This window comes from Arthrobacter sp. G119Y2 (genome assembly GCF_038069765.1).
Taxonomy (GTDB): domain Bacteria; phylum Actinomycetota; class Actinomycetes; order Actinomycetales; family Micrococcaceae; genus Arthrobacter_B.
The window spans coordinates 27,791-54,571 of the sequence record NZ_JBBPFS010000008.1; the positions used below are offsets into that span (position 1 = coordinate 27,791).

At 66.7% G+C, this 26,781-nt stretch carries 24 protein-coding genes; 17 read left to right on the forward strand and 7 right to left on the reverse strand.

Annotated features, from left to right (window positions below; translation table 11 throughout):
* The first annotated feature begins 22 nt into the window (after positions 1-22).
* From WKB88_RS15750 to WKB88_RS15770, 5 genes are all read left to right on the forward strand, one after another.
* A complete protein-coding gene (locus tag WKB88_RS15750; protein ID WP_341395498.1) occupies positions 23-391 on the forward strand; it encodes a DUF6507 family protein in 369 nt (122 codons plus the stop codon).
* Complete coding sequence (locus WKB88_RS15755) at positions 388-2,223, forward strand: alpha/beta hydrolase (RefSeq protein WP_341395499.1); 1,836 nt, start codon at positions 388-390, stop codon at positions 2,221-2,223. The genes WKB88_RS15750 and WKB88_RS15755 overlap by 4 nt, the downstream gene beginning before the upstream one ends.
* Before the next feature lie 288 nt (positions 2,224-2,511).
* A complete protein-coding gene (locus WKB88_RS15760; protein WP_445818944.1) occupies positions 2,512-3,663 on the forward strand; it encodes an NRAMP family divalent metal transporter in 1,152 nt (383 codons plus the stop codon).
* A gap of 138 nt (positions 3,664-3,801) precedes the next feature.
* A complete protein-coding gene (locus WKB88_RS15765) occupies positions 3,802-5,037 on the forward strand; it encodes an NRAMP family divalent metal transporter (protein WP_341395600.1) in 1,236 nt (411 codons plus the stop codon).
* Between the two features lie 49 nt (positions 5,038-5,086).
* Positions 5,087-5,902, forward strand: coding sequence for a putative hydro-lyase (locus tag WKB88_RS15770; RefSeq protein ID WP_445818945.1), 816 nt, complete (start codon positions 5,087-5,089; stop codon positions 5,900-5,902).
* Positions 5,903-5,943: 41 nt separating this feature from the next.
* Here WKB88_RS15770 and WKB88_RS15775 read toward each other — a convergent pair whose 3' ends face one another.
* The 5 genes from WKB88_RS15775 to WKB88_RS15795 all read right to left on the reverse strand — a co-directional run bounded on the left by WKB88_RS15775 (position 5,944) and on the right by WKB88_RS15795 (position 11,745).
* Positions 5,944-6,609 (reverse strand): GntR family transcriptional regulator, encoded by a 666-nt coding sequence (locus WKB88_RS15775; protein WP_341395502.1) that lies wholly within the window; start codon positions 6,607-6,609, stop codon positions 5,944-5,946.
* Between the two features lie 95 nt (positions 6,610-6,704).
* Positions 6,705-8,438, reverse strand: coding sequence for an acetyl/propionyl/methylcrotonyl-CoA carboxylase subunit alpha (locus WKB88_RS15780; RefSeq protein ID WP_341395503.1), 1,734 nt, complete (start codon positions 8,436-8,438; stop codon positions 6,705-6,707).
* On the reverse strand, positions 8,435-10,237 hold the full coding sequence (locus WKB88_RS15785) for a 5-oxoprolinase subunit B/C family protein (protein WP_341395504.1): 1,803 nt from the start codon (positions 10,235-10,237) through the stop codon (positions 8,435-8,437). Before WKB88_RS15785 ends, WKB88_RS15780 begins: the two co-directional genes overlap by 4 nt.
* Positions 10,234-10,992: a LamB/YcsF family protein gene (locus tag WKB88_RS15790; RefSeq protein ID WP_341395505.1), complete on the reverse strand. Its 759-nt coding sequence runs from the start codon at positions 10,990-10,992 to the stop codon at positions 10,234-10,236. The genes WKB88_RS15785 and WKB88_RS15790 overlap by 4 nt, the downstream gene beginning before the upstream one ends.
* A gap of 81 nt (positions 10,993-11,073) precedes the next feature.
* Positions 11,074-11,745, reverse strand: coding sequence for a TetR/AcrR family transcriptional regulator (locus WKB88_RS15795; protein ID WP_341395506.1), 672 nt, complete (start codon positions 11,743-11,745; stop codon positions 11,074-11,076).
* A gap of 98 nt (positions 11,746-11,843) precedes the next feature.
* Between WKB88_RS15795 and WKB88_RS15800 the strand changes: the two genes are divergently transcribed.
* Positions 11,844-12,947, forward strand: coding sequence for an NAD(P)-dependent alcohol dehydrogenase (locus tag WKB88_RS15800; RefSeq protein WP_341395507.1), 1,104 nt, complete (start codon positions 11,844-11,846; stop codon positions 12,945-12,947).
* An 89-nt stretch (positions 12,948-13,036) separates the two neighbouring features.
* On the opposite strand, the gene WKB88_RS15805 is transcribed toward WKB88_RS15800, so the two are convergent.
* Positions 13,037-13,927, reverse strand: a complete 891-nt coding sequence (locus WKB88_RS15805) for an HpcH/HpaI aldolase/citrate lyase family protein (RefSeq protein ID WP_341395508.1) — start codon at positions 13,925-13,927, stop codon at positions 13,037-13,039.
* A gap of 23 nt (positions 13,928-13,950) precedes the next feature.
* Positions 13,951-14,727, reverse strand: a complete 777-nt coding sequence (locus WKB88_RS15810; RefSeq protein ID WP_341395509.1) for an IclR family transcriptional regulator — start codon at positions 14,725-14,727, stop codon at positions 13,951-13,953.
* 227 nt (positions 14,728-14,954) lie between these two features.
* On the opposite strand from WKB88_RS15810, the gene WKB88_RS15815 reads away from it, so the two are divergent.
* From WKB88_RS15815 to WKB88_RS15865, 11 genes are all read left to right on the forward strand, one after another.
* Positions 14,955-16,187, forward strand: a complete 1,233-nt coding sequence (locus WKB88_RS15815) for an ABC transporter substrate-binding protein (protein WP_341395510.1) — start codon at positions 14,955-14,957, stop codon at positions 16,185-16,187.
* 17 nt (positions 16,188-16,204) lie between these two features.
* On the forward strand, positions 16,205-17,209 hold the full coding sequence (locus tag WKB88_RS15820; protein ID WP_341395511.1) for a branched-chain amino acid ABC transporter permease: 1,005 nt from the start codon (positions 16,205-16,207) through the stop codon (positions 17,207-17,209).
* Complete coding sequence (locus WKB88_RS15825) at positions 17,206-18,258, forward strand: branched-chain amino acid ABC transporter permease (RefSeq protein WP_341395512.1); 1,053 nt, start codon at positions 17,206-17,208, stop codon at positions 18,256-18,258. Before WKB88_RS15820 ends, WKB88_RS15825 begins: the two co-directional genes overlap by 4 nt.
* Entirely contained in the window at positions 18,255-18,974 is a 720-nt protein-coding gene (locus WKB88_RS15830; protein WP_341395513.1) for an ABC transporter ATP-binding protein, read from the forward strand. Before WKB88_RS15825 ends, WKB88_RS15830 begins: the two co-directional genes overlap by 4 nt.
* Entirely contained in the window at positions 18,971-19,675 is a 705-nt protein-coding gene (locus WKB88_RS15835; RefSeq protein WP_445818941.1) for an ABC transporter ATP-binding protein, read from the forward strand. The genes WKB88_RS15830 and WKB88_RS15835 overlap by 4 nt, the downstream gene beginning before the upstream one ends.
* A gap of 38 nt (positions 19,676-19,713) precedes the next feature.
* A complete protein-coding gene (locus WKB88_RS15840) occupies positions 19,714-20,382 on the forward strand; it encodes a hypothetical protein (RefSeq protein ID WP_341395514.1) in 669 nt (222 codons plus the stop codon).
* Positions 20,379-21,782 (forward strand): MmgE/PrpD family protein, encoded by a 1,404-nt coding sequence (locus WKB88_RS15845; protein WP_341395515.1) that lies wholly within the window; start codon positions 20,379-20,381, stop codon positions 21,780-21,782. Before WKB88_RS15840 ends, WKB88_RS15845 begins: the two co-directional genes overlap by 4 nt.
* A complete protein-coding gene (locus WKB88_RS15850) occupies positions 21,779-23,167 on the forward strand; it encodes an FAD-dependent oxidoreductase (protein WP_341395516.1) in 1,389 nt (462 codons plus the stop codon). The genes WKB88_RS15845 and WKB88_RS15850 overlap by 4 nt, the downstream gene beginning before the upstream one ends.
* A gap of 80 nt (positions 23,168-23,247) precedes the next feature.
* Positions 23,248-24,501 (forward strand): CaiB/BaiF CoA transferase family protein, encoded by a 1,254-nt coding sequence (locus tag WKB88_RS15855; protein ID WP_341395517.1) that lies wholly within the window; start codon positions 23,248-23,250, stop codon positions 24,499-24,501.
* On the forward strand, positions 24,498-25,310 hold the full coding sequence (locus WKB88_RS15860) for a cyclase family protein (RefSeq protein WP_341395518.1): 813 nt from the start codon (positions 24,498-24,500) through the stop codon (positions 25,308-25,310). The genes WKB88_RS15855 and WKB88_RS15860 overlap by 4 nt, the downstream gene beginning before the upstream one ends.
* On the forward strand, positions 25,307-26,770 hold the full coding sequence (locus WKB88_RS15865) for an MmgE/PrpD family protein (RefSeq protein ID WP_341395519.1): 1,464 nt from the start codon (positions 25,307-25,309) through the stop codon (positions 26,768-26,770). Before WKB88_RS15860 ends, WKB88_RS15865 begins: the two co-directional genes overlap by 4 nt.
* Positions 26,771-26,781: the final 11 nt, after the last annotated feature.

Genomic DNA, 26,781 nt, shown 5'->3' on the forward strand with positions numbered 1-26,781 from the left:
CCTCGAATTCAAGGAGGAACACATGGAAATGGATATTCAGGTGGCATCGGTGCAGGCTCTGCTGCGCGACACCCGGCACGACCTCGATGAGCTGGAGAGGGCCAGGAGACTGCTGTCAGAGCAGGATCATGCACTTCAGGACGCGCTGGGCGTCTGCACCGAGATCGCCGAAGCCGCCGGACGCATCTGCACCGGGGTGCTGGGCCGGGACATGGCGGCCATCATGACCCGGTGCAACAACGCGGTGCAGGGCGTCGCCCAAGCCGTAACGGAATACCTGCAGGGTGACGAGCAGATGGTCCGTGACACCCAGCGCCTGGCCGCCTCCCTGCCGCCGAACTACCGCATGCCGCGGTACGGCGGCCCCCTGGACCTGAGGCCAGTGGAATGACGGACCACCTCCACATCGAGCTGACCGAGCTTCGGATACTGCCCGACGGCGAACCGATCCAGGCCCTGGCAGGGGAAGTCCGTGACGGAGCCGCGGCCTTCGAAGAAGCCGTCGAATCGGCCGGCGCCAAATGGCAGGGGCTCGGGGGCATCTATTCCGCACCGGAGCAGGGCCTTGTTCTTCAGGCGTTTGACGCTCCGCTGGCCCACACCCGGGAATACGTGGAAACCAACGGTGAGTTTGGTTCGGTCCTTGACCGCTTTGGCCACGAACTGACCAGCATCGAAGCGCAGCGGCGGGCACTGGAATCCGACATCGAAACCGCCTCCCTGCGGCTGGAAGGGGAGTTGGAGGACATGGGGAGGGAGGGCGCGTCGCGGGGTGCCCAAGACGCAGTCCGGGAGGCCGTGGCGGAACCGCTCCGGGCCCGGGCTGCGGCGCTGTTTGCGCGCTTCGACCAGGCACACCGCGACTGCCTGCGAGCCTTGGCCAGGATTTCCCGTTCCGCCCCGGACGCGGTTGCCACCTTTCCGTCGGACCGAATGGATCTGTCATCCGCCCTGCGCGGCGACATGGAAGCGGCCTTTGCCAACGCGGCGGCCCCGGATGCCACGCCCGAAGACATTAGGGCGCTGTATGCGCAGCTGTCCCTGCTGAGTCCGGAGCTGCTGGCCGAGCTGGGCCGGAAACCGGATGCCCGGCTGTTTCTGGCCGGCATGAGCCCGCACGAAGAAATCAACTTCTGGGCGAAACTGAACGGGCCCCAGCAGGCTGCCCTGGCAGCTGCCCTCCCCGCACTGGTGGGAAACCTGGAAGGAGCCCCGTACAAGGTCCGCGACTCCGCCAACCGCAGGGTCCTGGCCGCGGTTCACCGGGACCTGGTCCGGAATCCGGGCCGGGCGGCGGCAGGCGGGGGCGCGGAAAACGACCCCGAAAGGCAACTGGAGCGGCTCCGGCAGTCCGAACGCAGACGGGCGGTGACCGCTCTGCTCGCGGCGCTGGACTCCCCGGGACCGGAAACCCGGCAGCTGATTTCCTTCGACCCCGGCACCACTGTTCCCCTGGCCGCCGTCAGCGTGGGGGAGGGGCTGGACACTGCCGCCGGCATTTCCTTTCTGGTGCCGGGCATGAATACCTCCGCGAAGAGTGCACCTGCGCTCGCGGACAGTGCGCAGTCCCTCGCCCGGGAACAAAGCAGGACCGGCATCCACGGCCCATCCACGGCAGTGGTGGCGTACATGGGTTATGAACCGCCCACTGAAGCCACCGTGGGCGGCATGGCCAGCGCGGAAAAGGGGGCTCCGGCCTTGGCCGCGGCACTGGACGGCTTGTACCTGGCCCGCTCTGCCGGGGAGGGCCCGCCTCCGGACGTCCATGTGGTGGCCCATTCCTACGGAACCACCATGGCAACCCTGGCGCTGGACCAGACCCAGTACCGCGTCACCTCCGCGGTGCTGCTTGCTTCCGCCGGAGTCCAGCCGGCTTCCGCCCAGGACCTTAACGTGGATCTGGCCACTGACGGCGCGGCCGATGTCTATGTCACGCTGGCGTCCGAGGACCGGTTCGCCGAAGCGGGGACCGCAGTCAGCAAAGTCGTTGCCGTGGTGACGCTCAACCCCGGCGCCGCCCGAGTGAGTCCGGTGGAGGAGTCCTGGGGCGCAAGGATTTTCAGTTCGGATGAGGTCACCGCCGCCGGGCGGTCCTTTGAGCCGGTTGCAGGCCACGGACTCAGCAGCTATTTGGCGCAGGAGAGCTTCAGCATGTACTTCACCGCCCTCGTGACTGCCGGACGGGAGACCGAGGCCCTGGCTCTGATCGCCCGCAGCGGTTGAAGGACAGTCCCGGAACCGTCCGGGGTCCGAACGGTTGCTTCTTCACGCGGGCCCGGGCGCGCCATACACTGGCCGCGTCACTGGAGAACCTCCCACGAATCGGAGGAGCACATGCGCGACGGAACATCCCCCGGCGAAGAGGACCCGCACGGATCCAACCTTCCGCCCGGCGCGTCAGGACCGGGCGCCGCAGGTTCAAGTGCCGCGGGACCGAACGCGGCCGGCCGGCGGCGCGGCGGCAAGCCGCGGCGCAGACCGGACGCCAAGCGCTCCGCCATTCTCGGCGCCATGTTCCTGATGGCCACGAGCGCCATCGGCCCGGGCTTCATTACCCAGACCGCGGTATTCACCGTGAATCTGGGTGCGGCTTTTGCCTTCGCCATTCTGGTGTCGATCCTGGTGGACATAGCGGTGCAGCTGAACGTCTGGCGGATCATCGGCATCTCCGGGCTGCGCGCCCAGGTGCTGGGCAATAAGGTGCTCCCCGGCATCGGCTGGGTGCTCGCGGTGCTGGTGTTTGTCGGCGGCCTGGTGTTCAACATCGGCAACGTCGCCGGGACCGGACTGGGCCTGAACGCGATGCTCGGACTGGACCCGAAGATCGGCAGCGCCCTTTCCGCGCTGCTCGCCATCCTGATATTTCTCTCCAAACGGGCGGGGCTCGCCCTTGACCGCGTGGTCGTGTTCCTGGGCGCCCTCATGATCCTGCTGATGCTGTACGTCGCCATAGTTGCCAATCCGCCGGTGGGCTCGGCGCTGAAAAACACGGTGCTGCCCGACCAGGTGGATTTCCTGGCCATCACCACGCTGATCGGCGGCACCGTGGGCGGCTACATCACCTATGCCGGAGCGCACCGCATGGTGGACGCCGGAAACTCCGGCGTCGAGAACCTCGGGTCCATCACCCGGGCCTCCCTGCTGGGGGTGATCGTCACCGGAATCATGCGCGTGCTGCTGTTCCTGGCGATTCTTGGCGTCGTCGCCGGCGGTGCGGTGCTCACCAGCGGCAACTACGCCGCTGAAGCGTTTGGAGTTGCTGCCGGGGAAGTGGGCATTAGGCTTTTCGGGATCGTTTTCTGGGCTGCTGCCCTGACCTCGGTCATCGGCGCGTCCTACACGTCGGTTTCGTTTGTCACCAACCTGACCACACGGGCGCGGACCCGCAACCTGCTAACGGTCGCGTTCATCGCGGTGTGCACCGCTGCCTACCTGTTGCTGGGCCAGACGCCGCAGACGCTGCTGGTGTTTGCCGGTGCGTTCAACGGGTTGATCCTGCCTCTGGGTTTCGCGGTGCTGCTCTGGGCGGCATGGCGGCGCCGGGACTTGCTGGCCGGCTACAACTACCCGAAGTGGCTGCTGATAGTCGGGGTGTTGGCCTGGCTCCTGACCCTGTATCTGGGGTGGAATTCCCTGGCCGGTCTGGGCGACCTCTGGTCGTAGGGTGCTGGGGCAGTTGTAAACAACAAGTAAAACTCCGGGGATTGTTGAACACAATGCAGGAAGGATTGTTGAACAACCTTTAGACTGCTGGAAGTCCTTGTGGCCGCGACCACATTTCTTCGAGTGATCGGAACCGATATGACAGCCCTGCCTCCCCAAGTGGCCAAACCCCGGAAGCCGAAGGCCAAACCCAGCGCCAAGCGCACAGCGCTGCTGGGGGCAATGTTCCTTATGGCCACCAGTGCCATCGGCCCGGGGTTCATTACCCAGACCACTGTCTTCACGGTCCAGCTCGGGGCGGCCTTCGCCTTCGCGATCCTGGTGTCGATCCTGGTGGACATTGCCGTGCAGCTGAACGTGTGGCGCATCATCGGCGTCTCCGGTCTGCGGGCCCAGGCGCTGGGCAACAAGGTGCTTCCCGGCGCCGGCTGGCTGCTGGCGGCGCTGGTGTTTGTGGGCGGGCTGGTCTTCAACATCGGCAACATCGCCGGTACCGGGCTGGGCATGAATGCCATGTTCGGGCTGGATCCAAAGATCGGCGGCATCATTTCGGCCGCCGTTGCGATCCTCGTGTTCCTGTCCAAAAAGGCGGGACTGGCCCTGGACCGGATAGTGGTGCTGCTCGGCGCCGTCATGATCCTGCTGATGCTCTACGTCGCCATCGTCGCCGCTCCGCCGGTGGGGGAAGCACTGAAAAACACCGTGCTGCCCGCCGAGGTGGATTTCCTGACCATCACCACCCTGATCGGCGGAACGGTGGGCGGCTACATCACCTATGCCGGCGCGCACCGGCTGCTCGACTCCGGCACCACGGGCCCCGGGCACGTCAAGGACATCACCCGGGTCTCACTGCTGGGCATCATCGTTACCGGCATCATGCGCATGCTGTTGTTCCTGGCCATCCTGGGCGTCGTGTCCAGCGGCGTGGCGCTGAGCGGGGACAACATGGCCGCCGACGCCTTCTTTGCCGCCGCAGGCGAAATTGGTTTGCGCATGTTCGGCATCGTGTTCTGGGCCGCTGCCCTGACCTCGGTTATCGGAGCCGCCTACACCTCGGTTTCCTTCGTCACCACCACGGCAACCAGCGACCGCAAACGCAGCCTGATCACGGTGGTTTTCATCGCCTTCTGCGCTGCTGCCTACCTGCTGCTCGGGCAGGCACCGCAGACCCTGCTGGTGTTTGCTGGTGCCTTCAACGGGCTCATCCTCCCGCTCGGCTTCGGCATCCTGCTGTACGCCGCCTGGCGGCGGCGGGACCTGCTGCGGGGCTACGCCTACCCGAAGTGGCTACTGGGCATCGGCGTGCTTGCCTGGCTGCTGACCCTGTTCCTGGGCTGGAAATCCCTCTCCGGCCTGGCAGCCCTCTGGCAGTAACCGGGCGGTAACCGGCTGCTGAAATTTCTGGGAAAGGACCCGCATGACCATGAACGGTGAACCCAACACTCCCGCGGCGGAAGCACTCGACACCGCTGCGCTGTCCCCGGCCGAAGCCCGCGCGCTTTTTCGTGCCGGTCTCGTAACGCCCACGGCGGGCTGGTCCGCCGGCTACGCCCAGGCGAACCTGATCATTGTGCCCAGAGAGCAGGCCTTTGACGTCCTGCTCTTCGCCCAGCGCAATCCCAAGTCCTGCCCGATCCTTGGGGTGCTCGACGCCGGTGAAACCTCCGGGCCGCTGCTGGCCGGCGGCGACATCCGCACCGACCTGCCGCGCTACACCGTGTATGTCGACGGCGAAAAGGTGGCCGATCCGACGGACATCACCGACTACTGGCGCGATGACCTGGTGACGTTCATTGTGGGCTGCAGTTTCACCTTTGAGGCTGCCCTGCAGGAGGGCGGGGTCCGGATTGCGCACATTGACCAGGGCACCAATGTCCCCATGTACCGCACGTCAATCCGCTGTGAACCCGCCGGCGATATCAGCGGTCCGCTGGTGGTGTCGATGCGCCCGGTGCCTGCATCACGGGTGGCCGACGCCGTCCGCATCACCGCCCGCTACCCGTCCGTGCACGGCGCACCGGTGCACGTCGGGAACCCGGAGGAGCTGGGCATCAGCGACCTGTCGCGGCCCGACTTCGGAGACGCCGTGGAGATTCCGGACGGCCACGTGCCGGTGTTCTGGGCCTGCGGTGTCACACCCCAGGCCGCGGTCATGGAGTCCAAACCCTCGCTGGCTATCGGACATGCGCCCGGGCACATGCTGATCACCGATGCCCGGGACAGCACCTATTTGGTCTGAAACGGGACAGCGTAGACGAAGTCCGGCTCGGGAAGGACCGCTTAGGCGCCCAGATGCTCCAGCAGCTCGGCCTCCGCGGCGTCGAGGTAGCCGCGCAGCACATCCGCAGCCTCGGCCCGGCGGCCGTTCCGGAGGAGCTCCACCAACCCGGCGTTTTCCTCCACATACCGGGTATGGAAATCCGGCTGGGCGCTCATGGCATGGAACACCAGGCGCATCTCGGCCAGCACCCGGCCCATCATCTGCTGCAGCTGCAGGCTGCCCGACATGGCGATCAGCGACTCGTGGAAGGCCTGGTTGGCGGCTGCCATTTCCGCCACGTCACCGCGGGCCTTGGCATTGCGGGCCTGAGCGATCACGGCTTCCAGCCGCTCCAGATCCAGCTCGGCCCCCCAGAGCACGGCGGCGGGCTCGAGCATGCGGCGCACCCGGTAGATCTCCCGCACTGCCGCGGCGTCCGGTGCGGACACGAATACTCCGCGGTGGGGAAAGCGGGTGACCACGGATTCGATGCTGAGCATGGTGAACGCTTCGCGCAGGGTATTGCGGGAAACCTGCATGGAGGCGGCGAGCTGCTGCTCGGACAGCTTGGTGCCCGGCGGCAGCTCACCGGCAGCAATCCGGCTGCGCAGCACTTCTGCCACCCACACCGTGGTGTTCGCATGGTCGGAGCGTTCGGTGGTGATGTCCCCCAGGTTCACAAGCATCTCCCTAATCTAGCGGGCGGACAGGCAGTGACGGTGCAGGGAAAGAGATCCGGAGCACCGGCCGGAGGGGGGGGACGGCCGGTACTCCGGACGAATTAGGAGCCGATCCGGCCCAGGGAATCCCCGCGCGCGACGGCGGAGCCCGGTTCCAGTTCGGCGCGGGTGAAGGTGCCAGCGCGGTCAGCGCGCACGGTGGTCTCCATTTTCATTGCCTCCAGGACGGCAACGGGATCGCCCTCGGCCAGCCCGGCGCCGTCGTCGGCCAGCCATTTCACCAGGTTCCCGGCCATCGGCGAGGGGAGCCCGCCGTCGTCCGCGGCCGCCGCTGCAGGAGCCGCGGAACCGGCCCCGCCGCCGGCACGCAGCGCGTTCAGCAGCGCCGCGGGCACGCCGAGCGCGACGGCGCGGCCGTCGACGTCGATCGTGATGATCTCCCTCTCCGCCCCCGGCATCGACGCGGCAATTTCCGGCGAGGCTGCCAGCGGTTCGGCGAACTCGGACTCGATCCAGGTTGTGTACACCCCGAGCCGGTCTGCGCGGTTGAACGCCTCGGACCGCACCACGGCCCGGTGGAAGGGAATCACCGTCGGCACGCCCCGGATTACCAGCTCATCCAGGGCGGCCCGGGCCCGGCGCAGGGCCTGCGGCCGGTCCTCGCCCCACACGATGAGCTTGGCCATCAGCGAGTCATACTCCGCGGGCACCACGGAGCCCGAGCGGACGCCGGAATCCATCCGGATGCCCGGGCCCGTCGGCGGTTCAAAGGCCTCGACCGGGCCCGGGCCGGGCAGGAAGCCGCGCGCCGGATCCTCGGCATTGAGCCGGAACTCGAACGCGTGCCCGTGCGGCGCCGGATCTTCGGTGAAGGACAGCGGCAGTCCGTCGGCAATGCGGAACTGCTCCCGGACCAGGTCGACGCCGGTGGTTTCCTCGGTGACCGGATGCTCCACCTGCAGGCGGGTGTTGACCTCCAGGAAGCTGATCAGCCCGTCGGGGGAGACCAGATATTCCACAGTGCCGGCGCCGGTGTACCCGGCCTCGCGGCAGATGGCCTTGGCCGAGGCGGAGATGGTGGCGCGCTGGTCATCGGTCAGGAACGGTGCCGGGGCCTCCTCGACCAGCTTCTGGTTCCGCCGCTGCAGGGAGCAGTCGCGGGTGCCCACGACGACGACGTTGCCGTGCGTGTCCGCCAGCACCTGTGCCTCCACATGCCGGGGCTTGTCCAGGAACCGCTCGGCGAAGCACTCGCCGCGCCCGAATGCGGACACCGCCTCGCGGACGGCGGACTCGAACGCGTCCTCGATGTCTTCGAGCCGGCGCGCGATTTTCATGCCGCGCCCGCCGCCGCCAAAGGCCGCCTTGATGGCCACCGGCAGGCCGTGCTCCTCGGCAAAGGCACGGACCTGCTCCGCGCTTTCGGCCGGGCCTTCGGTGCCGGGCACCAGCGGCGCTCCGGCGCGGACGGCAATGTCGCGGGCGGTGACCTTGTTCCCGAGGTCGCGGATGGCCTGCGGCGCCGGTCCGATCCAGGTGAGGCCGGCGTCGAGCACTGCCTGCGCAAAGTCGGCGTTTTCGGACAGGAACCCGTAGCCGGGATGTACGCCGTCGGCCCCGGCTTTCTGCGCCGCCTCGATGAGCTTGGGAATGTTCAGGTAGGTGTCGGCGGAGGCTGAGCCGTGCAGGGGCAGCGCCTCGTCGGCGAGCCGCACGTGCAGGGCATCGGCGTCGGGGTCCGAGTAGACGGCCACGGATCCGATTCCGGCATCGGCACAGGCGCGGGCCACGCGCACGGCAATCTCGCCGCGGTTGGCGATCAGGACCTTCTTCATGGGGTTCCTTCCGGAAACAGGGCGGCGGCCGCGTCGGGGGAGAGCGGCGCCAGGGTATCGGGGTTCACGAACAGAAAGCGGACCGGATGGCCCGGCGGCAGCTGGGCGGCCACCGGCAGGTCCTCGGGCACGACGGCGGCAATCACCGGATAGCCTCCGGTCACCGGATGGTCGGCGAGGAACAGGACCGGCAGGCCCGACGGCGGGACCTGCAGCGAGCCGGCGACCACGCCTTCACTCAGCAGCTCGCCGTCCCGGACACGTTCCAGCGGGTGGGCGGCGCCGTCGTCTTCGTCGGTGGTCAGACGCACGCCGATCCGATTGGATTCGTTGGTGGTGCGCCAGGTGTGGCCGGTCAGGGCGTCGGCGGCGCCGGGGCCGAACCAGTCCTGCCGAGGGCCGGCGGTGATGCGCAGCAGGGTGGGAGTGTGGCCGTCACCGAGGGTTCCCGGCCGGCCGCCGCTGCCCAGGCTGCCGGGTTCGGGAGAGCCGACGGGGGCCGTGCCCGTGACGCCGCCGACCGGCAGCAGGTTTCCGGCGTCCAGCGGCACGGGTCCAATGCCGCTCATCGAGTCGGTGCTGCGGCTGCCCAGGACGGGCTGGACGGTTATGCCGCCGCGGACGGCCACATAGCTGCGGACTCCGCGGAAGGGGGCGCCCAGGGTGAGGATCTCGCCGTCGAGCAGCGCGAACGGAGCATTCAGGGGAGCCGGGCGGTCGCGCCCGCCGTCCGGGGACACGATGGCAGCGGGCAGCTCGGCTCCGGCCAGCGCCAGGACGACGTCTCCGTGCGCGGTGAGTTCGAGGCCGCCGAAGAGGTTCTCGATCACCGCTGCGTTTGCCGCGTTGCCGACGAGGCGGTTGGCCTGCCGGGCGGAGCGGGTGTCGGCGGCGCCCGAGGCCGAGACGCCCAGATCCGCATACCCGGGGCGGCCCAGGTCCTGGATCAGCGACTGCAGGCCGGGGGCGGTTACTTCCAAGACAGAGTGCGAGATTCCATCACCCCTTAGCGCTTCGGATCCTCCCTCCGCCTCGCAAACTCGGTGAGGGGACCCTGATCCTTCGCTGCTCGCTCGTTCCTCGCTCGGCGATGCGGGGCTCACGGAATCCCGAACTCCGTCTTCTGCCCGCGTTACAGCCGCTTCAGCCGCTGAATGGGATAATTCGACGAGTTCGCGGACGGGATTGAAGATGACGGTGTCGCCGGGGCGGATCAGGGCCGGGTCGGGGCGGTTGAGGTCCCACATGACGGCACTGGTGCGGCCGATCAGCTGCCAGCCGCCGGGGGATTCCCTCGGATACACCGCCGAATAGTCGCCGGCCAGGGCCACGGACCCGGCAGGCACCGCGGTGCGCGGGCTGTCGCGGCGGGGGACGTTCAGGACCGGATCCCCGCCGGTCAGATAGGTGAAGCCGGGAGCGAATCCGCCGAATCCGCCCAGCCAGGAACTGCCGGTGTGGGCCTTGACGACGGCGTCCTCCGAGAGGCCGGTGAGGCGGGCAACCTCGGCGAGGTCGGCGCCGTCGTACACGGTGTCGATGGTGACCGTGCGGGCTTCCGGGGAGTCAGCGCGGGCGAGATCCAGCGCCTGAATCCCGGCGGCCGCGGCAACCGTCTCACGCCGTCCGGCGAAGCGGACCAGAACGGTTCCGGCAGCGGCGAGGACATCAACCTGGCCGGGCAGCGGATGGGCTTTGAGCTGGGCGTCCAGCGCCGTGACGTCGGCCAGCGACGCGAGCTCGACCAGCAGCGCGCGGGTTCCCGCGGGCCGGATGCCGGCGATGGGCGAGGACGTCATACGAAGCTCTGGATGGTGACACCGGCGTTTTCCAGGCCGGTGCGCACGGCCCGGGCCATCGCGACTGCGCCGGGGGTGTCGCCGTGGACGCAGATGGACGCGGCGTTCATGGGGATGACCGTGCCGTCCAGGGCCGTGATGGTGCCTTCGGTCGCAAGGCGGACCATGTTGGCGGTGACCTGGTCGGCGTCGTGAATCACAGCGTTGGCTTCGCGCCGGGACACCAGGGTTCCGTCCGGGTTGTAGTTGCGGTCGGCGAAGGCTTCGGCAACACCGCGCAGGCCGGCGTCGGCAGCTTTGTCCAGGGCGACGGCGCCGGGCAGCAGCAGGACCGGCAGGTCCTTGTTGAAGGTGCGGATGGCGTCGATGACGGCCTGCGCGTGGACCTCGTGGCGGACGATCGTGTTGTAGAGGGCGCCGTGCGGCTTCACGTATTTGATCTCGCCGCCTGCCGCCCGGGCCATGGCCTGCAGGGCACCCAGCTGATAGAGGACGTCGTCGTGCAGTTCCGTGTAGGAGCAGTCCAGGAAACGTCGGCCAAAGCCGGCAAGGTCCCGGTATGCCACGTGCGCTCCGATGGTGACTCCGGCGGCGACGGCGTCGCGGCAGGTCTGCGCGATGGTGGACGGGTCTCCGGCGTGGAAGCCGCAGGCCACGTTCGCGCTGGAAACGGATTCGAAGACGGCGGCGTCGTCGCCCATCTTCCAGTTGCCGAAGGACTCTCCGACGTCGCTGTTCAGATCAATGACCGGCATGCTGGCCTCCGTACCTCTGGTGGGAGTTGGTATCCCTACAGTGTGCGCGATCACGTTGGATTGTTCAACAATCCGGGTAGTTTATTGCGTTGGCAGTCCGGTCAGGCCGTCCAGAATGATGCGCAAGCCCACCGCGAACTCGGCACCGAAGCTGTAATCCGGCTGCATGGCGCGGTCCATCGCCATCTCCGCCAGGTAGGGCAGCTCGCCGGCCGGGATGGAGCGGGCCATGGCCTGCACAATCTGCGGATCCGCATCGGGCACGCCGACCGGCAGCCCGGCCTCCTGCAGTGCAAAACCGTAGATGTAGCTGTCCAGCAGGGCATACGCATGACCGGCTGCGTCCAGTGAGAAGCCCGACCGGCGCAGCACGCCGAGCGTGGCGTCGTGGTGGCGCAGATTGGCGGTGCCCGGCGTCGTGCGCGTTTCCATCAGACCCACCGCCCACGGGTGGCGGGACAATGCCGCCCGCATGCCGTGGGCGCGGGCCTCCATGGCTGCACGCCATCCGCCGGGCGTTTCGGAGGGCACCTGCACCTCGTCAAAGACGAGGTCGACCAGCCCGTCCAGGATGTCCTCCTTGTTGGCCACGTGATGGTAGAGCGACATCGGCTGCACCGACAGATCCGAGGCCAGGGAGCGCATGGTCAGGGAGCCTAGTCCGCCGTCGTCCGCAATGCGGGCGGCAGCCTGGAGCACCCGCTCGCGGGTCAGCGGCTGGCGGGGGTGTGCGGAAGCGTTTGTGGAAGTCATTGCGGGCAGTCTACCGCTGCCTTACTTTGTAAGGTACGGTCGCTCTTACTTTGTAAGGCTGATGTGTTGCAGAAGGAACTTCCTCGAAAGGACCCGCTATGTCCCGCACGTCACGCACCTCCAATAACGCTGTATCGTCTGACCCCTCCGCTCCGTCCACTCCGTCCGCCACTCTGCCCGCCGCCCCTGCCGTTTCGTCGCCGGCCGGTTTGCCGGCCAGCTTGCCGGCTGCAGCCCCCGCCGTGCTGCAAATCGGGTACGGCGGCCCGGAGGTCCTGCGTCTGGCCGAGCGTCCGCTTCCTCAGCTGGGGGACGCAGAGGTGCTGGTGCAGGTACGCGCCGCCGGGCTGGCGCGCGGCGCCTGGCACATGATGACGGGCAAACCGTATCTGCTCCGCGCGGCCGTCGGGTTGCGCCGGCCGCGGCAGCCGGTGATGGGTCACAACCTCGCCGGCACCGTGGCCGCCGTCGGCGCCGCCGTCACTCGTTTCCGTGTCGGGGATGAGGTGTATGGAATCGGCCGGGGCACCTTTGCCGGCTTCTCCGCTGCAGCCGAGGAGAAGCTGGCGCTCAAGCCCACCGGTCTGGACTTTGTGCAGGCGGCAGTGGTTCCGGTGTCAGGGCTGACTGCGCTGCAGGCCCTGGACGCCGCAGGGGTGGCCGCGGGGATGAAGGTCCTGGTGCTCGGAGCGGCCGGCGGCGTCGGCAGTTTTGCAGTGCAGATGGCCCGGGCGGCCGGGGCCGAGGTGACCGGGGCGTGCAGTGCCGGCAAAGCGGAGTTTGTCCGGTCGCTTGGTGCGGCAGGGACGATTGACTATGCACGGGAGGACTTCGCCGCCGCCGGGCCCCGCTTCGACGCGATTATCGACGTGGGCGGCAACCCGTCCCCGGCCCGCCTGCGCCGCGCACTGGCGCCCGGCGGCACGGCAGTGCTTGCCGGCGGGGAGGGAGGCAATCGGCTGACCGGGACCATCTTCGAGCGGCAGGCCGGTGGTGCGGTCCTGTCGCTTTTCGGCAACCGCCGGCTGACGGGGCTGATGTGCCGGGAGAACGGTAAAGACCTTGAACGCGTTTCCGCCATGATCGAGGCAGGCGAGGTGGTGCCGCGCATCGACAGTCGGTATCGGCTGGCCGACGTGGCCGAGGCGATGCTGCGGCTGGAATCCGGCCGGGTGTGCGGCAGTGTCGTCCTGGTCCCGTGAGCTTCCGGGCGCTGGCGGTCGGTGGATTCCCTCCGTTTGAGTCAAAACGGCAGCAAAATACAGGTTAGAGGGGGGGCGTTAAGCCGGGATCAGAACAGCGAGGCCCTACTGACGGTTTCCCTGGCCGCGCGGACAACGGCGGCGTCGACCATGCGGCCGCTGCTGTCCAAGGTCACACCGTCGCCGCTGTCATCAAAACCGGACAGGACTTCCCGGGCGGCGGCCACCGCCTGCGTGCTGGGGGTGAAGACGCGGTTGATGACGTCCACCTGCGTCGGATGGACGGCTGTGCGGGAGCGGAACCCCAGATCGAGCAGTTTGCGGGCGGATTGCTCAAAGGCGTCCAGATCCCGGATAGCGGTCGACGTCGGTGCCACCGGTGCGCTCAATCCCGCCGCCGCGCACGCCAGGACGATGCGGCTGCGGATCGAGTCCAGCGCCGGTTCCGTGGAAGCACTGCGCGCCATCCGCAGGTCGGCCATCAGATCCACCTCTCCAATGGCCAGCGTCACCAGCCGGCTGCAATCGGTGACAGATGTGAGATCAACCAGGGCTGAGGCATCCTCAATAAGGCCGATAATTCCGACGGCGCGCGGGGAGAGGACCCCTTCAGCTTCCAGATCGGTGAGTAATTCTGCCGCTTTCCGAAGCGTGCCCGCGCTGCACTTGGCCAGGAAGATGCCGTCCAGGGCCGGCCCGGCGACGGAGTGCAGATCAGCAGCCAGGTTCTCCGGGGCTACCCGCACCCACTGCCGTTGCGCCGGCTCAGTGCCCGACCGGGCTTCCCTGCGTTGCGCCTCGTCCCGGAGCCATGCCCCGACTGCCGCCCGCGCTTCATCCTTGCGGTCCACGGGGACCGCGTCCTCCAAATCCAGAATGACGGCGTCAGCCGGACCTGCTGCGGCTTTGGCGAAAAGCTCGGGTTTGTTTCCCGGCACGTAGAGGAAGGAACGGGGGAGGACTGGCTGGCTGCGCTGCATGGTGTCCTAACTGGTCTTGGGGCCTAACGGGCAAGCAGATCGGATATCTCCCGGGCCGCGGCCACCACCTTGGCCGCGTGCCCCTCGGTGTCAACGGCGTCGAACCGGAAAATTGGCCCGCAGGAGCTGATTGAACCCAAGACGTTGCCGGTCCGGTCGAAAAACGGTGCGGCAATTGAGGCTGCGCCAATGCCCCGCTCATTGAAGGACGTTGCGTATCCATCCCGGCGGACCGTCTCCAGCAGCTGCCTGTAATCCGCTTCCCGGAAGTCGGACTTTGTACTTTGGAGTGCGGTCACCGCTTCATCGACATAGGCATCCGGAAGGAACGCAATAATGGCTCGGCTGGAGGCTCCGGAGTGAAGTGGATGGCGTGCGCCGATATCCACCACCATCTTGATTTCCTGCGGACTCTCGAACTGGTCCAGGTACATGCGCGAATGGTTGGTCAGCACCGAAAGAGTTGTGGTTTCCCTCGTCTCGTCGCGCAGCCGCCGTAGGACGGGAGCAGCAAGGGTTCGGAAGTCGAGCTGACTCCAGGCTTTGTTGCCCATGCCGATGGCAGCCGGGCCAAGGACATAACTGGCGGAGGCATCCAAGGTGGTCAGCAGTCCCCGGGCGCTGAGCGACTGCAGGATCCGGTGCACCACCGCCTTGCTGAGCTGCAGGGTCCTGGCGATCTCCGAGACTCCCAGTGCTCCTTCGGCCCTGCTAAACAGCAGCAGCACGTCGGCCACCCTGTCGGCGGCCTCCGTTCCTCCGGCCGTGGGTGCCTGCTCTGCGGCGTTCTTCAACGTCATGGTTATCCTCTCCGGAACATCACGATACCCGAGTGTTCCGCTTGGCGGAATGCTACAGCCGCGTTAACTTTTGATTTCCGCCTAGTAATCCAGGTCACATCCGTGCACAATGGGTCAAAGCTTCACGCAACCCATCCCACGAGGGACCGCTAGCCGGAACGTTAGGACGGTCGGGTGTTCCCCTCAGCGGAACCGTCCTCGTAAGTGTTTATGAAGGGAATCCCACAATGAACAGAAAAACCCTATCCGCGGCAGTGCTGGCGGTCAGCCTGGTCGGTTTGGCGGCATGCTCATCCGAGAGTTCAGGGAGCGGAGACAGTGCCGAGACCGTGGTGATCGGGTCCGTCCATCCACTCAGCGGAAGCCTTGCCGGGGTGGGCGGGCTGATGAACGACGGGGCCAAACTCGCCGTTGAGGACATCAACGCCGCCGGAGGCATTGAATCGCTGGACGGAGCCGAGCTGGTGCTCAGCGACGGCGACAGCCAGGGGGAGGCGCAGGTGGGACAGAGCGAAGCACAGCGCCTCATCAGCGAAGGCGCCGTAGCTCTCGTCGGCACCTATCAGTCGGATGTCACCCAGAACGTTGCCTCCGTAGCTGAGCGGTCCAAGGTTCCCTTTGTCATTGACGTTGCAGTGGACGACAAGATCCTGGAACAGGGGTATGAGAACACCTTCCGCATCCAGCCTGATGCCAGCAGTATGGGGCAGGCCGGCGCCCAGGCTTTGGCCGCCATGGGAGAGCAGACCGGTGAGCCCATCGACTCCGTGGCCTATATCCACATTGAGGGTGCCTTCGGCGACAGCGTCTTCGATGCCTTCCAGGAGGAAGCCGAAAAGCAAGGCATCACCGTCACCAAGGAGGTCACCTACGCTGGCAGCAACTTCTCCGACGCCACCACACAGGTGAGCGAGGCCCTGGCCACCAACCCCGACATTATTGCGGTCACCGGGTATTACCCGGACAACCTCCTGGTGGCCAAAGCCGTAGGTTCCATGGCCAACGAGACCAAGGCTGTTTTCGGCATCGCCAGCGGAGCCTTTGACGACACCTCCTTCCCGGCGGCCGCGGGCGAGGCAGGCAGCGAAATCCTCAGTGCCAACTACCACTACAGCGCCACCAGCGACCGGGCGGCCGACATCCGCGAACGTTTTCAGGCGAAGTACGGCAAGCCGATGGAAACGGCTTCCATGCTGTCCTACCAGGCGGTGGAAGTGATTGCCGAAGGACTTGAAGCAAGCGGATCGGACGATCCGGAAGCACTTCGCGAGGCGATCTCCGGGCTGAGCCTGGATGATCCGCTGCTGGCCTTCGACGGGCCCATCGAATTCAACGAGAACGGCCAAAACAAGAACGCCACGGTGATCGTCATGCAGGTCCTCGGCGGGGCCGTGGAACAGGTATTCCCGCAGGAGTTCGCCACCGCGGAGCTGGTTTTCCCGACCGGCTCCGGCAACTAAACCCAAGGTAGACCCCCATGACCACTACAGAAGCACCGGCGGCACCGGCCGCTAAACGTCCGAACCCGCTCACCGCAGGCGGCACCCGCATTACCCTGACCATCGGCGGCATCGCCGTCGTCGGGCTGGCCTTCCTCTACCTGCTGGGTGACCGGGAACCCTCCCTCGTGACCCAGTACCTGGTATCAGGGCTGCTGCTCGGCGGAGTCTATGCACTTGTCTCCCTCGGGCTGACACTGATTTTCGGTGTCCTGGGCATCGTGAATTTCGCCCAGGGTGCCATGCTCACTCTCTCGATGTACCTGGTGTACGTGCTCCAAAGCAGCCTGGGCCTGAACCTCTACGTGGCAGTGGTGCTCACCATTCCGCTGCTGTTCGGATTCGGTTGGCTGGTGCAGTCAATGCTGCTGAACCGGCTCACAAGCGACGCCAGCCATGACCGTCCGCTGCTCGTTACCCTGGGCCTGTCCCTGCTGATAGTGAACGTGCTGCTGATGATCTTCGGGGGCCGGCCCAAGAGCGTGGATGCGCCCATCAGCGGCAGTATCCAAATCCTCGGAGCCCAGGCCGACACCCAGCGCATCATCGCCTTCCTCGGAGCGGTGGCTGTTGCCGCCGCGCTGACCCTGGTCCTGAAGAAAACCTCAATGGGCCTGGCAATCCGGGCGGTGGCGGCCAACGGAACCGGAGCAGCCCTGGTGGGGGTGAACGTCAACCGGGTTTACGCAGTGACCTTCGGCCTGGGAGCCGCCTCGGTGGCTGTGGCCGGCGGACTCATTACTCCGTTCACGACACTGGTGCCGTCGGCGGGCGAACAGTTCACCACCCTGGCCTTCGTCATCGTGGTTCTCGGCGGACTCGGGAGCATCCCCGGAGCACTGGTGGGCGGCTTGTTCATCGGCGTCCTCCAGACCGTCGGGTCCCTCTATCTACCGGGCAGCGGGTCCCTGATCCTCGTGTTCGGCATCTTCGTCCTTATTCTCTTTCTGCGTCCCCAGGGACTGTTCGGAGCCAAACAATGACGACCACCGACGCAACCCTGCCCTCCGCACCGCAGGCACCCAAGCTGCCCCTGCGCACAGACGGAGGCGCGAAACGCCAGTATCTCTTCCTCCTCGCCGTCCTTGCCGTGCTCTTTTTCGTGCCGTTCATCCTGCCGGAATCGGCAGGCCCGGTGGCCGTCCGGACCCTGATCTTCGCCATCATGGCCGTGGGGTGGAACCTGATGAGCGGCTACGGCGGCATGTTCAGCTTCGGCCACGCCGTGTTCTTCGGCGTTGGCGCCTACACTGACGCGTTCCTGCTCAGCGAGTTCGGCGTCTCGCCGTGGCTGTCCATGATCATCGGCGCCGTCCTCTCAGCCGGCGTCGGGCTGACTATCGCCTACTTCTGCCTGCGCTACAAGCTGGCAGGCTCCTACTTCGCGCTGGCCACGTTCGCCTTTGCGCAGATGTTCTACCTGCTCAGCCAGAACCTTGAGTTCCTGAACAAGACCGACGGCATCAACCTGCCGCTGCTCCCCGAAGAATCCTGGGCCATGCTGCAGTTCGACCAGGACTCCAAGCTGTACTTCTGGATACCGCTGGTCATCCTCGGCCTGGCCATGGCCTCCACCATCTACTTCGCCCACTCCCGCGCCGGGCAGTTTGCCCAGGCCATCCGTGACGACGCGACGGCCGCAGAGTCGCTGGGCATCAAGGTGATGAAGTACCGGCTGATCACGGTGGCCATGAGCTGCGCCATCACCGCTGTGGCCGGTGCCTACTACAGCCAGTACTACCTCTTCGTGGGACCGGAACAGGCGTTCGGCATCCATGTCTCGACCGATGCGATCATCCCCGCGGTGATCGGCGGAGTGGGAACCGTGTGGGGGCCGCTGATCGGCGCCGCCGTGGTGGGTCCGCTGTCGGAGGTTATTGCCCATCTCCTGCGCAACCCGCCGGAATTCCTTGAATTCCTGCAGGGCACCAGCGGGCTGGATGTCGCCGTCTATGCGGTCCTGCTCATCGTGATCGTCATCTTCCTGCCTAAGGGCATTTACGGAACCATCCGCGAAAGGATGCGCAAATGAGCCTGCTGACACTAGAGGGTGTGTCCAAGTCCTTCGGCGGCCTCAAGGCACTGGGAGAAACCACCCTTGAGATTCCTGAGCACGAGTTTTTTGGAATTATCGGCCCCAACGGCGCCGGCAAAACGACACTGTTCTCGGTCCTGTCGGGCCAGCTGCCGCCGTCGTCCGGCCGCATGGTGTTCGACGGCGTGGACATCACCGGATGGTCGGCGGACAAAGTAGCGTCCCAGGGGCTGGTCCGGACCTTCCAGCTCATGCGCCCGTTCGAGAGCATGACCGTTCTGGAGAACGTCACCGTGGCATCGCACGTGAAGTTCCGCTCGCCGCACAAGGCGAGGGAACACGCGGCAGCCGTCGTTGAACGTGTCGGTTTGGACGGGTACATGTACTCCATGTCCGGCACCCTGCCCACTGCTGGCCTGAAGCGGCTGGAACTGGCCCGGGCACTGGCCCTGGAACCCCGGATGATCCTGCTGGATGAGGTGCTCGCCGGGCTGGTGCCCACCGAACGGGCGCCCATCATCGATCTGCTGCGCAGCATCCACTCCGACGGGGTCACGGTGATGTTCGTGGAACACATCATGGCCGCGGTCATGGCCTTGTCCGAACGGCTGCTGGTGATGCACGAGGGACGGCAGCTGGCCCTGGGACTTCCCGAAGAAGTCATCTCCGACCAACTGGTCATCGACGCCTACCTGGGAGAGGACTACTCATGATCCTGGAACTCGACGCCGTCTCAGCCGGCTACCGGCGGCTGGAAATCCTGCACGATCTGACCATGAACGTGAACGAGGGCGAGATTGTCTCCGTCATCGGGGCCAACGGCGCCGGTAAGACAACCACGCTGCGTGCCATTGCGGGGCTGATCAACACCTCCAGCGGGAGCATCAAATTCAAGGGTGAGCCGGTGCACAACACCCGGGCGGACCGGTTGGTCCGGTCCGGGCTGGTGCACGTGTCCCAGGACCGTGCCCTGTTCGGAAACCTGCAGGTGTTCGAAAACCTGACCATGGGCGCCTACACCCAGCCCAAGGGAAGCATCGCTGCCTCGCTGGACCAGGTGTTTGAGCTGTTTCCGATCCTGAAGGAACGCCGCACCCAGCGCGCTGACACCATGTCCGGCGGACAGCAGCAGATGCTGGCCATCGGGCGCGCCCTGATGGCCAGGCCGGCCTGCCTGACACTCGACGAACCGTCCATCGGGCTGGCACCGAACCTCGTGGCCCAGGTCCTGAATGCCATTACACAGATCCGCGACACAGGCGTGACCGTGCTGATCGTGGAACAGAACGCCTCACAGGCCCTGGCGATTTCCGACCGCGCCTACGTCATGGAAAGCGGAGCCATTGTGCTGGAAGGCAGCGGGGCGGAACTCGCTGACAGTGCAGAGGTCCGCAAGGCCTATCTGGGCATGTGACGGCACGTCACCCCCGGCCCCTTGAAAGGAAAGACACGATGCGCATTCTTGCAGTGACCCCCATCTCCGTATCCGACGAGGAACTGGCCCGCCGCCAGGACCGCTATGACCGGCTGGCACCGGAAAACGTGAGCGTCCGGCTGCATCCTCTGGGGACAGGATCGGAAGTTCCGCGGGCACTGGAAAACGACGACGACGTCGCGGCCTCCGAAGCGGCGGTGACCGCCTGGTTTAAAGCCGTTGACGCACGTGATGCCGACGCGTTCCTGCCCGATTGCGTCCTGGATCCCGGTGTCGGGCCGGGCGCGCCCGTGCAGGCCAGGCCCGTCCTGGGACTGCTGCGGCTGGGCACGGGATTCCTGGCGGCAACGGGTGCCAGTATCGGCGCCGTTGCCCGGAACAAAGCCATAGCACGGGAACTGGAACGCAAACTGGCCAGCTACGGGACCGGCCCGCTGCACGAGCCGGTGTCCGTGCTCGGGCTGGCGCTGGCGGACATCGCAGACGACGCCGCGTGGTCCACGGCAGTGGAGCGCGCACTGCAGTCCCTGACCGCCGACTACGTGCTCAACGCCTGCTCGGCCGTAAACCTAGCTGAACGCAGCAGCGGCGGACCGGTCCTGGTGGACCCCACCGCCCTGGCACTTCAGCTGGCAGGTCTGCTTGAACGGCAGCGGAACATCCTGGCCGGAAGGGCAGCGGGATGACCGTGGCGCTCCGCCGGGAGGAGCTGCCCAGATCTGTGGCAGAAGTGGCCGCAGCGGTGGAGGAACTGGCGGCGTTCGCGACCGGCCTTGAATATGAGGACATACCGGAAGCCGCGCGCGAACGGCTGAATCTGATGCTGACAGATCTGTGGGGCGTGAGCACTGCCGGCGGCCGCACTCCGGAAATGCAGGCACTAACCGCGGCCTGGGCGGCCGGCCCGGGTGCCAGCCCGGTGCTGGGCACAGACCTGAACACCAGCGCGGAAACGGCAGCCTTCCTGAACGCCGTCGCTGCCTGCGAACTGGAACTGGACGAAGGCAATAAACATGCCAAGGGTCATCCCGCCGTGCACGTCGTTTTTGCCGCCATGGCCGCCGCGCAGCTTGCCCCCCGTGCTGTCTCGGGAACCGAATTCCTCACGGCAGTGGCAGCCGGATACGAGGTAGCTGCACGCTTCGGCCGGGCGCTGAACCGGAATTCGGACTGGCACACCCACGGACACTGGGGCGCCACCGGAGCCGCCTGCGCCGCTGCCCTCATCCGCCGTCTGCCCGCAGAGCAGGTGGCGGCGGCAATTGACGCCGGCGCGGGGCTGGCCCAGGCCGCCCCCTGGGCCATGGTGCTTGACGGGCAGTTCACCCGTAACCTGTGGGCCGCCGGAGCCAACCTCGCCGGACTCAACGCCGCGCGGCTTGCCGCTGCAGGTCTGGCGGGCAACGACGGCGCGGCTGCCGCAACCCTGGGCACGCTCGTCGGATCGCTGAACCCGGCCGAACTGACCCGCGGGCTGGGCCGGGACTGGCTGCTCACCCAGGGCTACGCGAAGCTGCACTCCTCCTGTTCGTACACGCACGGCGCCGTGGACCTCGCGCTGCAGCTGCGGCCGCAGCAGCTGGACCCCGCAGCACTGACCGAGGTTCAGGTAGTCACCCATTCGCTGGCGGCCCCGCTGTTCTCCGGGACTCCCCGCAACCGGCTGGCTGCCATGTTTTCCTTCCCCTTTGTGGTTGCCAACGCCCTCCTGCAGGGGGAGATCTCCCCGGCGACCATGAACCCGGACCATCCGAATTTCGACGCCGCCCGCGCCCTCAGCACCAAGGTCACGGTAACGGCCTCCCCGGACTATGACCGGCTGCTTCCCGACCAGCGGCGAACGCGGGTGGAACTCCATTACACCGACGGCACGGTTGCCGCAGCGGAGGCAGCCAACCCGCGCGGCGACGTTGACCACTTCCCGCTGGACCGCGACAGCATCCGGTCCAAAGTCGCGGGGCTGCTGGGGCCGGAACCGGCGGAACGCCTGGACCGCCTCGTCCGCAGCCTGGAAGGCCAAAAGAATGCCGCTGCCGTCCTCAACAACTTGCACGCACTGATCGGGATGGAAGGACACACACTATGAGCGAGGAAGAATTCCCGGGACCGGACCTGGTGGTGGCCGGAGCAGGCGGCGGCCTGATTGCCGCCCTGCGTGCGGCCCAACTAGGATTGTCGGTCCTAGTTGTCGAGACCAATGAACACTTCCGGCGCGGAAACAACACCGCAATGTCCACGGCGATGATTCCCGGTGCCGGTTCACGCTGGCAAACCGAGGCCGGAGTGGACGATTCGCCGGAAGCCTTCGTTGCGGACATCATGGCGAAAACCAAGGGGACCGCCGACCCTGTGCTGGCGGAGGCCCTGGCCGGTGTCAGCGCCCGCCTGGTCGAATGGATGGCCGACGACCTCAAGCTCCCGTTGACGCTGGTCACCGACTTCTCCTATCCCGGCCACAGCAGCTACCGCTGCCACACCGTGCCCGGCCGGATCGGCACGGCCCTGCTGGATGCGGTTTGGGAACGCGTTGCAGCGGAACCGCTGATTGACCTCTATGCTCCGGCCCGCCTGGTGGACGTAACCACGGAAGCGGGGACAGTGACCGGCGTCGTTGTCACCACTCCCGACGGCACTGAAGAGATTCCGGCCAAGGCGGTTCTGCTGGCAACCAATGGATTCGGCAACAATCGCGACCTGGTCCGCGAGCACCTCCCGGAGATTGCCGGGGCCCAGTACTACGGCAGTGAAGAGTCCCGAGGGGACGCACTGCGGATCGGAACCGGACTTGGCGCCGATACCGCGTATCTGGATGCATACCAGGGACATGCCGCGCTCGCCACGGCCTCGGCCTCTTTGGCCGGCTGGGCCACCGTCATGCATGGGGGATTCCTGGTGAACCGGGAAGGGCAGCGGTTCGGCAACGAGACCGTGGGCTACTCCGAATACGCGCTCGAATCGCTGAAGCACGCGGACGGGCAGGCCTGGATTGTGCTGGATCAACGCATTTTTGATGCCTGCGAGAGTTTCGCCGATTTCCGGGCAACCGTCGAATCGGGGGCACTGAAGTGGGCCGAAGACACCGCAGGGCTGGCTGCGGCCACAGGAATTAATCCTGCGGGCTTGGAACGGACGCTGGAGCAGACCCGGCGCATTGCCGCAGGAGACGCACCAGACAGCTTCGGGCGGACCTTTTTTGAGGCGCCGCTGACCGGAAGAATCGGTGCAATTTCCGTCCAGCCCGCACTGTTCCACACCCAGGGCGGGCTCCGGGTGGACGGTGACGCCCGGGTCCTGAAGATTGACGGCGCCGCTATCCCCGGCCTCTACGCCTCAGGCGGCGCGGCGAACGGCATCTCCGGCCACGGCGCGGGAGGGTACCTAGCCGGCAACGGCCTGCTGCCGGCCCTCGGGCTGGCCCTGTTGGCCGCCGAACACGCGGCCGCATCAGCATCGGCGCCGGAGTCCTCATGACGGGAGACTCGGTGACCGGAGAGGCCGCGGATGTGGCACCGGCGAGAACTGCAACGACACCCAGAACGGAACGAGACAACGTGAGCGAGCAAGCACCACCCCCTGATCTGGCCGGAACGGACGGCCGGCAGTCAACAGCAGCAGACACCGGTCCCCTGAACGGGCTTAGGGTCCTGGACGTGTCCACCATCCTGGCCGGACCGCTGTGCTGCCAGATGCTGGGCGATTTCGGCGCAGAGGTCATCAAGATTGAACACCCGAAAATGGGTGACAGCATGCGCGGTCACGGCGAAAGCAAAGACGGGGTTTCCATTTGGTGGAAGGAAATCTCCCGGAACAAGCGCACCCTTGCCCTGAGCCTGAGCACTCCCGACGGCGCTGAAGTGTTCAGGCGTCTCGCGGCCACAGCCGACGTGGTGGTGGAGAATTTCCGTCCCGGAACGTTGGAGCGCTGGGGGCTGGGCCCCGAAGTCCTCAGCGAGCTGAACCCCGGACTGGTTCTGGTGCGGCTGACCGGCTTCGGCCAGACCGGCCCCTACAAGGACCTGCCCGGGTTCGGCACGCTGGCCGAGGCCATGAGCGGCTTCGCACACCTGACCGGGCCCGAAGACGGGCCGCCCACTCTGCCGGCCTTTGGGCTGGCGGACAGCATCTGCGGGATCGCGGCGTCTTCGGCAGTGCTGATGGCGCTGCGCCACCGGGATACGACCGGGGAGGGGCAAACCGTGGACATGAGCATCCTGGAACCGATCATGACCGCAGTGGGGCCCAGCCCCACCGTGTACCAGCAGCTGGGCCGGATTGGGCAGCGACACGGCAACCGGTCCACCAACAACGCGCCCCGCAACACGTACCTCACGAAGGACGGCAAATGGGTGGCTGTATCCACCAGCGCCCAGCGGATCGCGGAGCGGGTGATGGAACTGGTGGGCCACCCCGAAGTCATCGCCGAGCCCTGGTTCGCCGCCGGCAACACCCGTGTGGAACACGTGGAAGAGCTGGACAGCTACGTCGGCAGCTGGATCGCCGATCGAAGCCGCGAGGACGTACTGGCGGCCTTCTCCGCAGCGGGCGCCGCCGTGGCCGCCGTGTACGACGCCCGTGATGTGGTCGAGGATCCTCACATCCGGGAAACAAAAATGCTGCTCGAAGTGGAAGACCCGGATCTAGGCCCGGTCCTGCAGCACAACGTCATGTTCCGGCTCAGCAAGAGCCCCGGCCAGATTCGGTTCACGGGCCGCGGCCTGGGCCAGGACACCGCGGAAATCCTGAACGAAATCGGCTACACGGACGAGGACGTCCGGACATTGAGGGAAAGTGAAGTTATCAGATGAGCGATGCACTGCTGGATGCGGTTAAGAACGGCATCACATCCGTGGATTTGGGGCGGCAGCTGCGCGTCGGCATGCCGCAGTCTCCCAACCATCCCCAGTTCTGGCACACGCTGCCCCGCCGGCACGGCGACATGGTCCGGGCCGACGGCGGCAGCGCTGCCAACGACATGATCAGCACCGGAACGCACGTGGGCACCCACATTGACGCGCTCGCCCACGTCAGCCAGGACGGCCTGCTCTTTGGCGGAGCCGACGCCGGGCAGTCCTGCCTGGGCGGCAAATATGTGGAGCACGGCGTCCACACCATCGAGCCGATGGTTCGGCGCGGCATTCTGCTTGACGCCGCCGGCTTCCTGGGCCGAGAGGTGCTGGACGGCGGATACGAAATCACCGTCGCCGACCTGCAGGGCTGCCTGGACGCCCAGCGCGTGGACCTGCACGAGGGAGACGTGGTGCTGATCCGTTCCGGCTGGGGCCGGAAGTTCGATGAAGGAACCCCCTTCGTCGGCAAGGACTCCGGGGTTCCGGGAATCAGTGAGGCGGCAGCACAGTGGCTGGCCGGCCAGCGTATCCACGCGGCAGGGGCCGACTCCATCGCCTTCGAGCGGTTGGCTCCGGGCGGGGGACACTCGTCCCTTCCGGCCCACCGGGTGTTTCTGGTGGAAAACGGGATTTACATCATCGAGGCCCTCGATTTGGAGGAACTGGCCGAACGGCAGCTTTACGAGTTCACTTTTGTGCTGGTGCCGCTGAACATCTACGGCGCCACCGGTTCACCCGTCCGTCCGCTGGCGCTGGTGACCGCATGAGCGCGGGAGAAATGACCGGGGGAGAACGGACACTGGCCCAGCAGTTGGGTGACTTCGCCGCCGGTGTCCGGTATGAGGACCTGCCTGGCGAGGTGATTGAAAGCGTCAAGTCACGGGTGCTGGACATTTTGGGCATCGCTGCGGCCGCAGCACCGCTGGATACCAGCAGGGCAGCCCGCCGCTGGGCCGCCGACCAGGGCGGCACGACGGCGGCTTCCGCCGTCGGCGTCGCTGACCTGCTGCCGGCAGGACAGGCTGCCTTCGTGAACGGTGTCCTGGCGCATTCCCTGGACTATGACGACACCCATCTGCCCTCCGTGCTGCACCCCAGCGCGAGTGTCATCCCCGCCGTGCTGGCTGCGGCTCAGGCCGCCGGAAAAGACGGCCGGGATGCCATCCGTGCGATCGCCGTCGGGCTGGAGATCTGTGTCCGGCTGGGGATGGCCGGATATGACACCCAGGCCAAGAACTCCACGTTCTTCGAGCACGGCCAGCATGCCACCTCGATCTGCGGAGCGATGGGTGCCGCGGCCGGAGTCGCAGCCCTGCACGGAAAGGCCCAGTGGGTCACCGATGCGCTGGGGGTGGCTGCTTCCATGGCCTCGGGCATCATCGAGTCCAACCGCACCGGCGGAACGGTCAAGCGGATTCACTGCGGCTGGGCCGCACATTCGGCGGTGAGCGCGGTGGACCTAGTCCGCTACGGCCTCACCGGCCCGCCGACCGTGCTCGAAGGACGCTTCGGCTTCTTCCAGGCCTGGCTGCACGGGCAGTTCAACCCTGCCGAAATCACCGACGGGTTGGGGGAGCGGTGGCAGGTGCAGGACATCTTCTTCAAGCCGTACCCGGCCAACCACTTCACCCACGCCGCGGTGGATGCCGCTGCGGCCCTGCGCCGGGCCGGGATACTGCCCGATGACGTCGAGTCCTTCACCCTCGGGGTACCGGCGCCGAACCTGCGCACCATCGGGGAACCGCTGGCCGTAAAACAGAAACCGGAGACGGGCTACATGGCGCAGTTCTCCGGCCCGTATGCGGTGGCCGCCGGGCTGCTGGGCGGCGGAGGGCTTGAAGTGGGCCTCGACGACTACACGGACGAGCTGGCGCAGGATGAGCTGCGCCGCTCCATCATGGCCAGGGTGGAGGTGGTGGCCGATGAGGAATGCACGGCCATCTTCCCGATGCAGTTCCCCGCCGTGCTGACCGCGCGTCTGGCCGACGGACGGACGGTGACCGAGAAGGTCCTCACCACCCGGGGCGGACCCCAGCGGCCGCTGGGATTCGAAGACCTGGGCCGCAAATTTGAGGACAACGCGCGGCGCACGCTGGCCCCGGCCGCCCGGGAACGCCTGCGGGAAAGCTGCCGCACCCTGCAGGACTGCACCGACCTGGCCGTCCTGTTCCAGGATCTGACCGAAGCCGATGCCGGCGGACTTCCGACGCACGGCACCACCAACTGACTTACCCCACA

Coding starts and splice junctions, on each gene's coding strand:
- WKB88_RS15845 (WP_341395515.1), top strand. CDS start 20,379: ATGACCGTGGCGCTCCGCCGGGAGGAGCTGCCCAGATCTGTGGCAGAA.
- WKB88_RS15825 (WP_341395512.1), top strand. CDS start 17,206: ATGACGACCACCGACGCAACCCTGCCCTCCGCACCGCAGGCACCCAAG.
- WKB88_RS15850 (WP_341395516.1), top strand. CDS start 21,779: ATGAGCGAGGAAGAATTCCCGGGACCGGACCTGGTGGTGGCCGGAGCA.
- WKB88_RS15750 (WP_341395498.1), top strand. CDS start 23: ATGGAAATGGATATTCAGGTGGCATCGGTGCAGGCTCTGCTGCGCGAC.
- WKB88_RS15780 (WP_341395503.1), bottom strand. CDS start 8,438: ATGAAGAAGGTCCTGATCGCCAACCGCGGCGAGATTGCCGTGCGCGTG.
- WKB88_RS15810 (WP_341395509.1), bottom strand. CDS start 14,727: ATGACGTTGAAGAACGCCGCAGAGCAGGCACCCACGGCCGGAGGAACG.
- WKB88_RS15840 (WP_341395514.1), top strand. CDS start 19,714: ATGCGCATTCTTGCAGTGACCCCCATCTCCGTATCCGACGAGGAACTG.
- WKB88_RS15755 (WP_341395499.1), top strand. CDS start 388: ATGACGGACCACCTCCACATCGAGCTGACCGAGCTTCGGATACTGCCC.
- WKB88_RS15815 (WP_341395510.1), top strand. CDS start 14,955: ATGAACAGAAAAACCCTATCCGCGGCAGTGCTGGCGGTCAGCCTGGTC.
- WKB88_RS15760 (WP_445818944.1), top strand. CDS start 2,512: ATGTTCCTGATGGCCACGAGCGCCATCGGCCCGGGCTTCATTACCCAG.
- WKB88_RS15805 (WP_341395508.1), bottom strand. CDS start 13,927: ATGCAGCGCAGCCAGCCAGTCCTCCCCCGTTCCTTCCTCTACGTGCCG.
- WKB88_RS15860 (WP_341395518.1), top strand. CDS start 24,498: ATGAGCGATGCACTGCTGGATGCGGTTAAGAACGGCATCACATCCGTG.
- WKB88_RS15795 (WP_341395506.1), bottom strand. CDS start 11,745: ATGACTTCCACAAACGCTTCCGCACACCCCCGCCAGCCGCTGACCCGC.
- WKB88_RS15775 (WP_341395502.1), bottom strand. CDS start 6,609: ATGCTTGTGAACCTGGGGGACATCACCACCGAACGCTCCGACCATGCG.
- WKB88_RS15785 (WP_341395504.1), bottom strand. CDS start 10,237: ATGACGTCCTCGCCCATCGCCGGCATCCGGCCCGCGGGAACCCGCGCG.
- WKB88_RS15830 (WP_341395513.1), top strand. CDS start 18,255: ATGAGCCTGCTGACACTAGAGGGTGTGTCCAAGTCCTTCGGCGGCCTC.
- WKB88_RS15835 (WP_445818941.1), top strand. CDS start 18,971: ATGATCCTGGAACTCGACGCCGTCTCAGCCGGCTACCGGCGGCTGGAA.
- WKB88_RS15765 (WP_341395600.1), top strand. CDS start 3,802: ATGACAGCCCTGCCTCCCCAAGTGGCCAAACCCCGGAAGCCGAAGGCC.
- WKB88_RS15820 (WP_341395511.1), top strand. CDS start 16,205: ATGACCACTACAGAAGCACCGGCGGCACCGGCCGCTAAACGTCCGAAC.
- WKB88_RS15865 (WP_341395519.1), top strand. CDS start 25,307: ATGAGCGCGGGAGAAATGACCGGGGGAGAACGGACACTGGCCCAGCAG.
- WKB88_RS15800 (WP_341395507.1), top strand. CDS start 11,844: ATGTCCCGCACGTCACGCACCTCCAATAACGCTGTATCGTCTGACCCC.
- WKB88_RS15770 (WP_445818945.1), top strand. CDS start 5,087: ATGAACGGTGAACCCAACACTCCCGCGGCGGAAGCACTCGACACCGCT.
- WKB88_RS15790 (WP_341395505.1), bottom strand. CDS start 10,992: ATGCCGGTCATTGATCTGAACAGCGACGTCGGAGAGTCCTTCGGCAAC.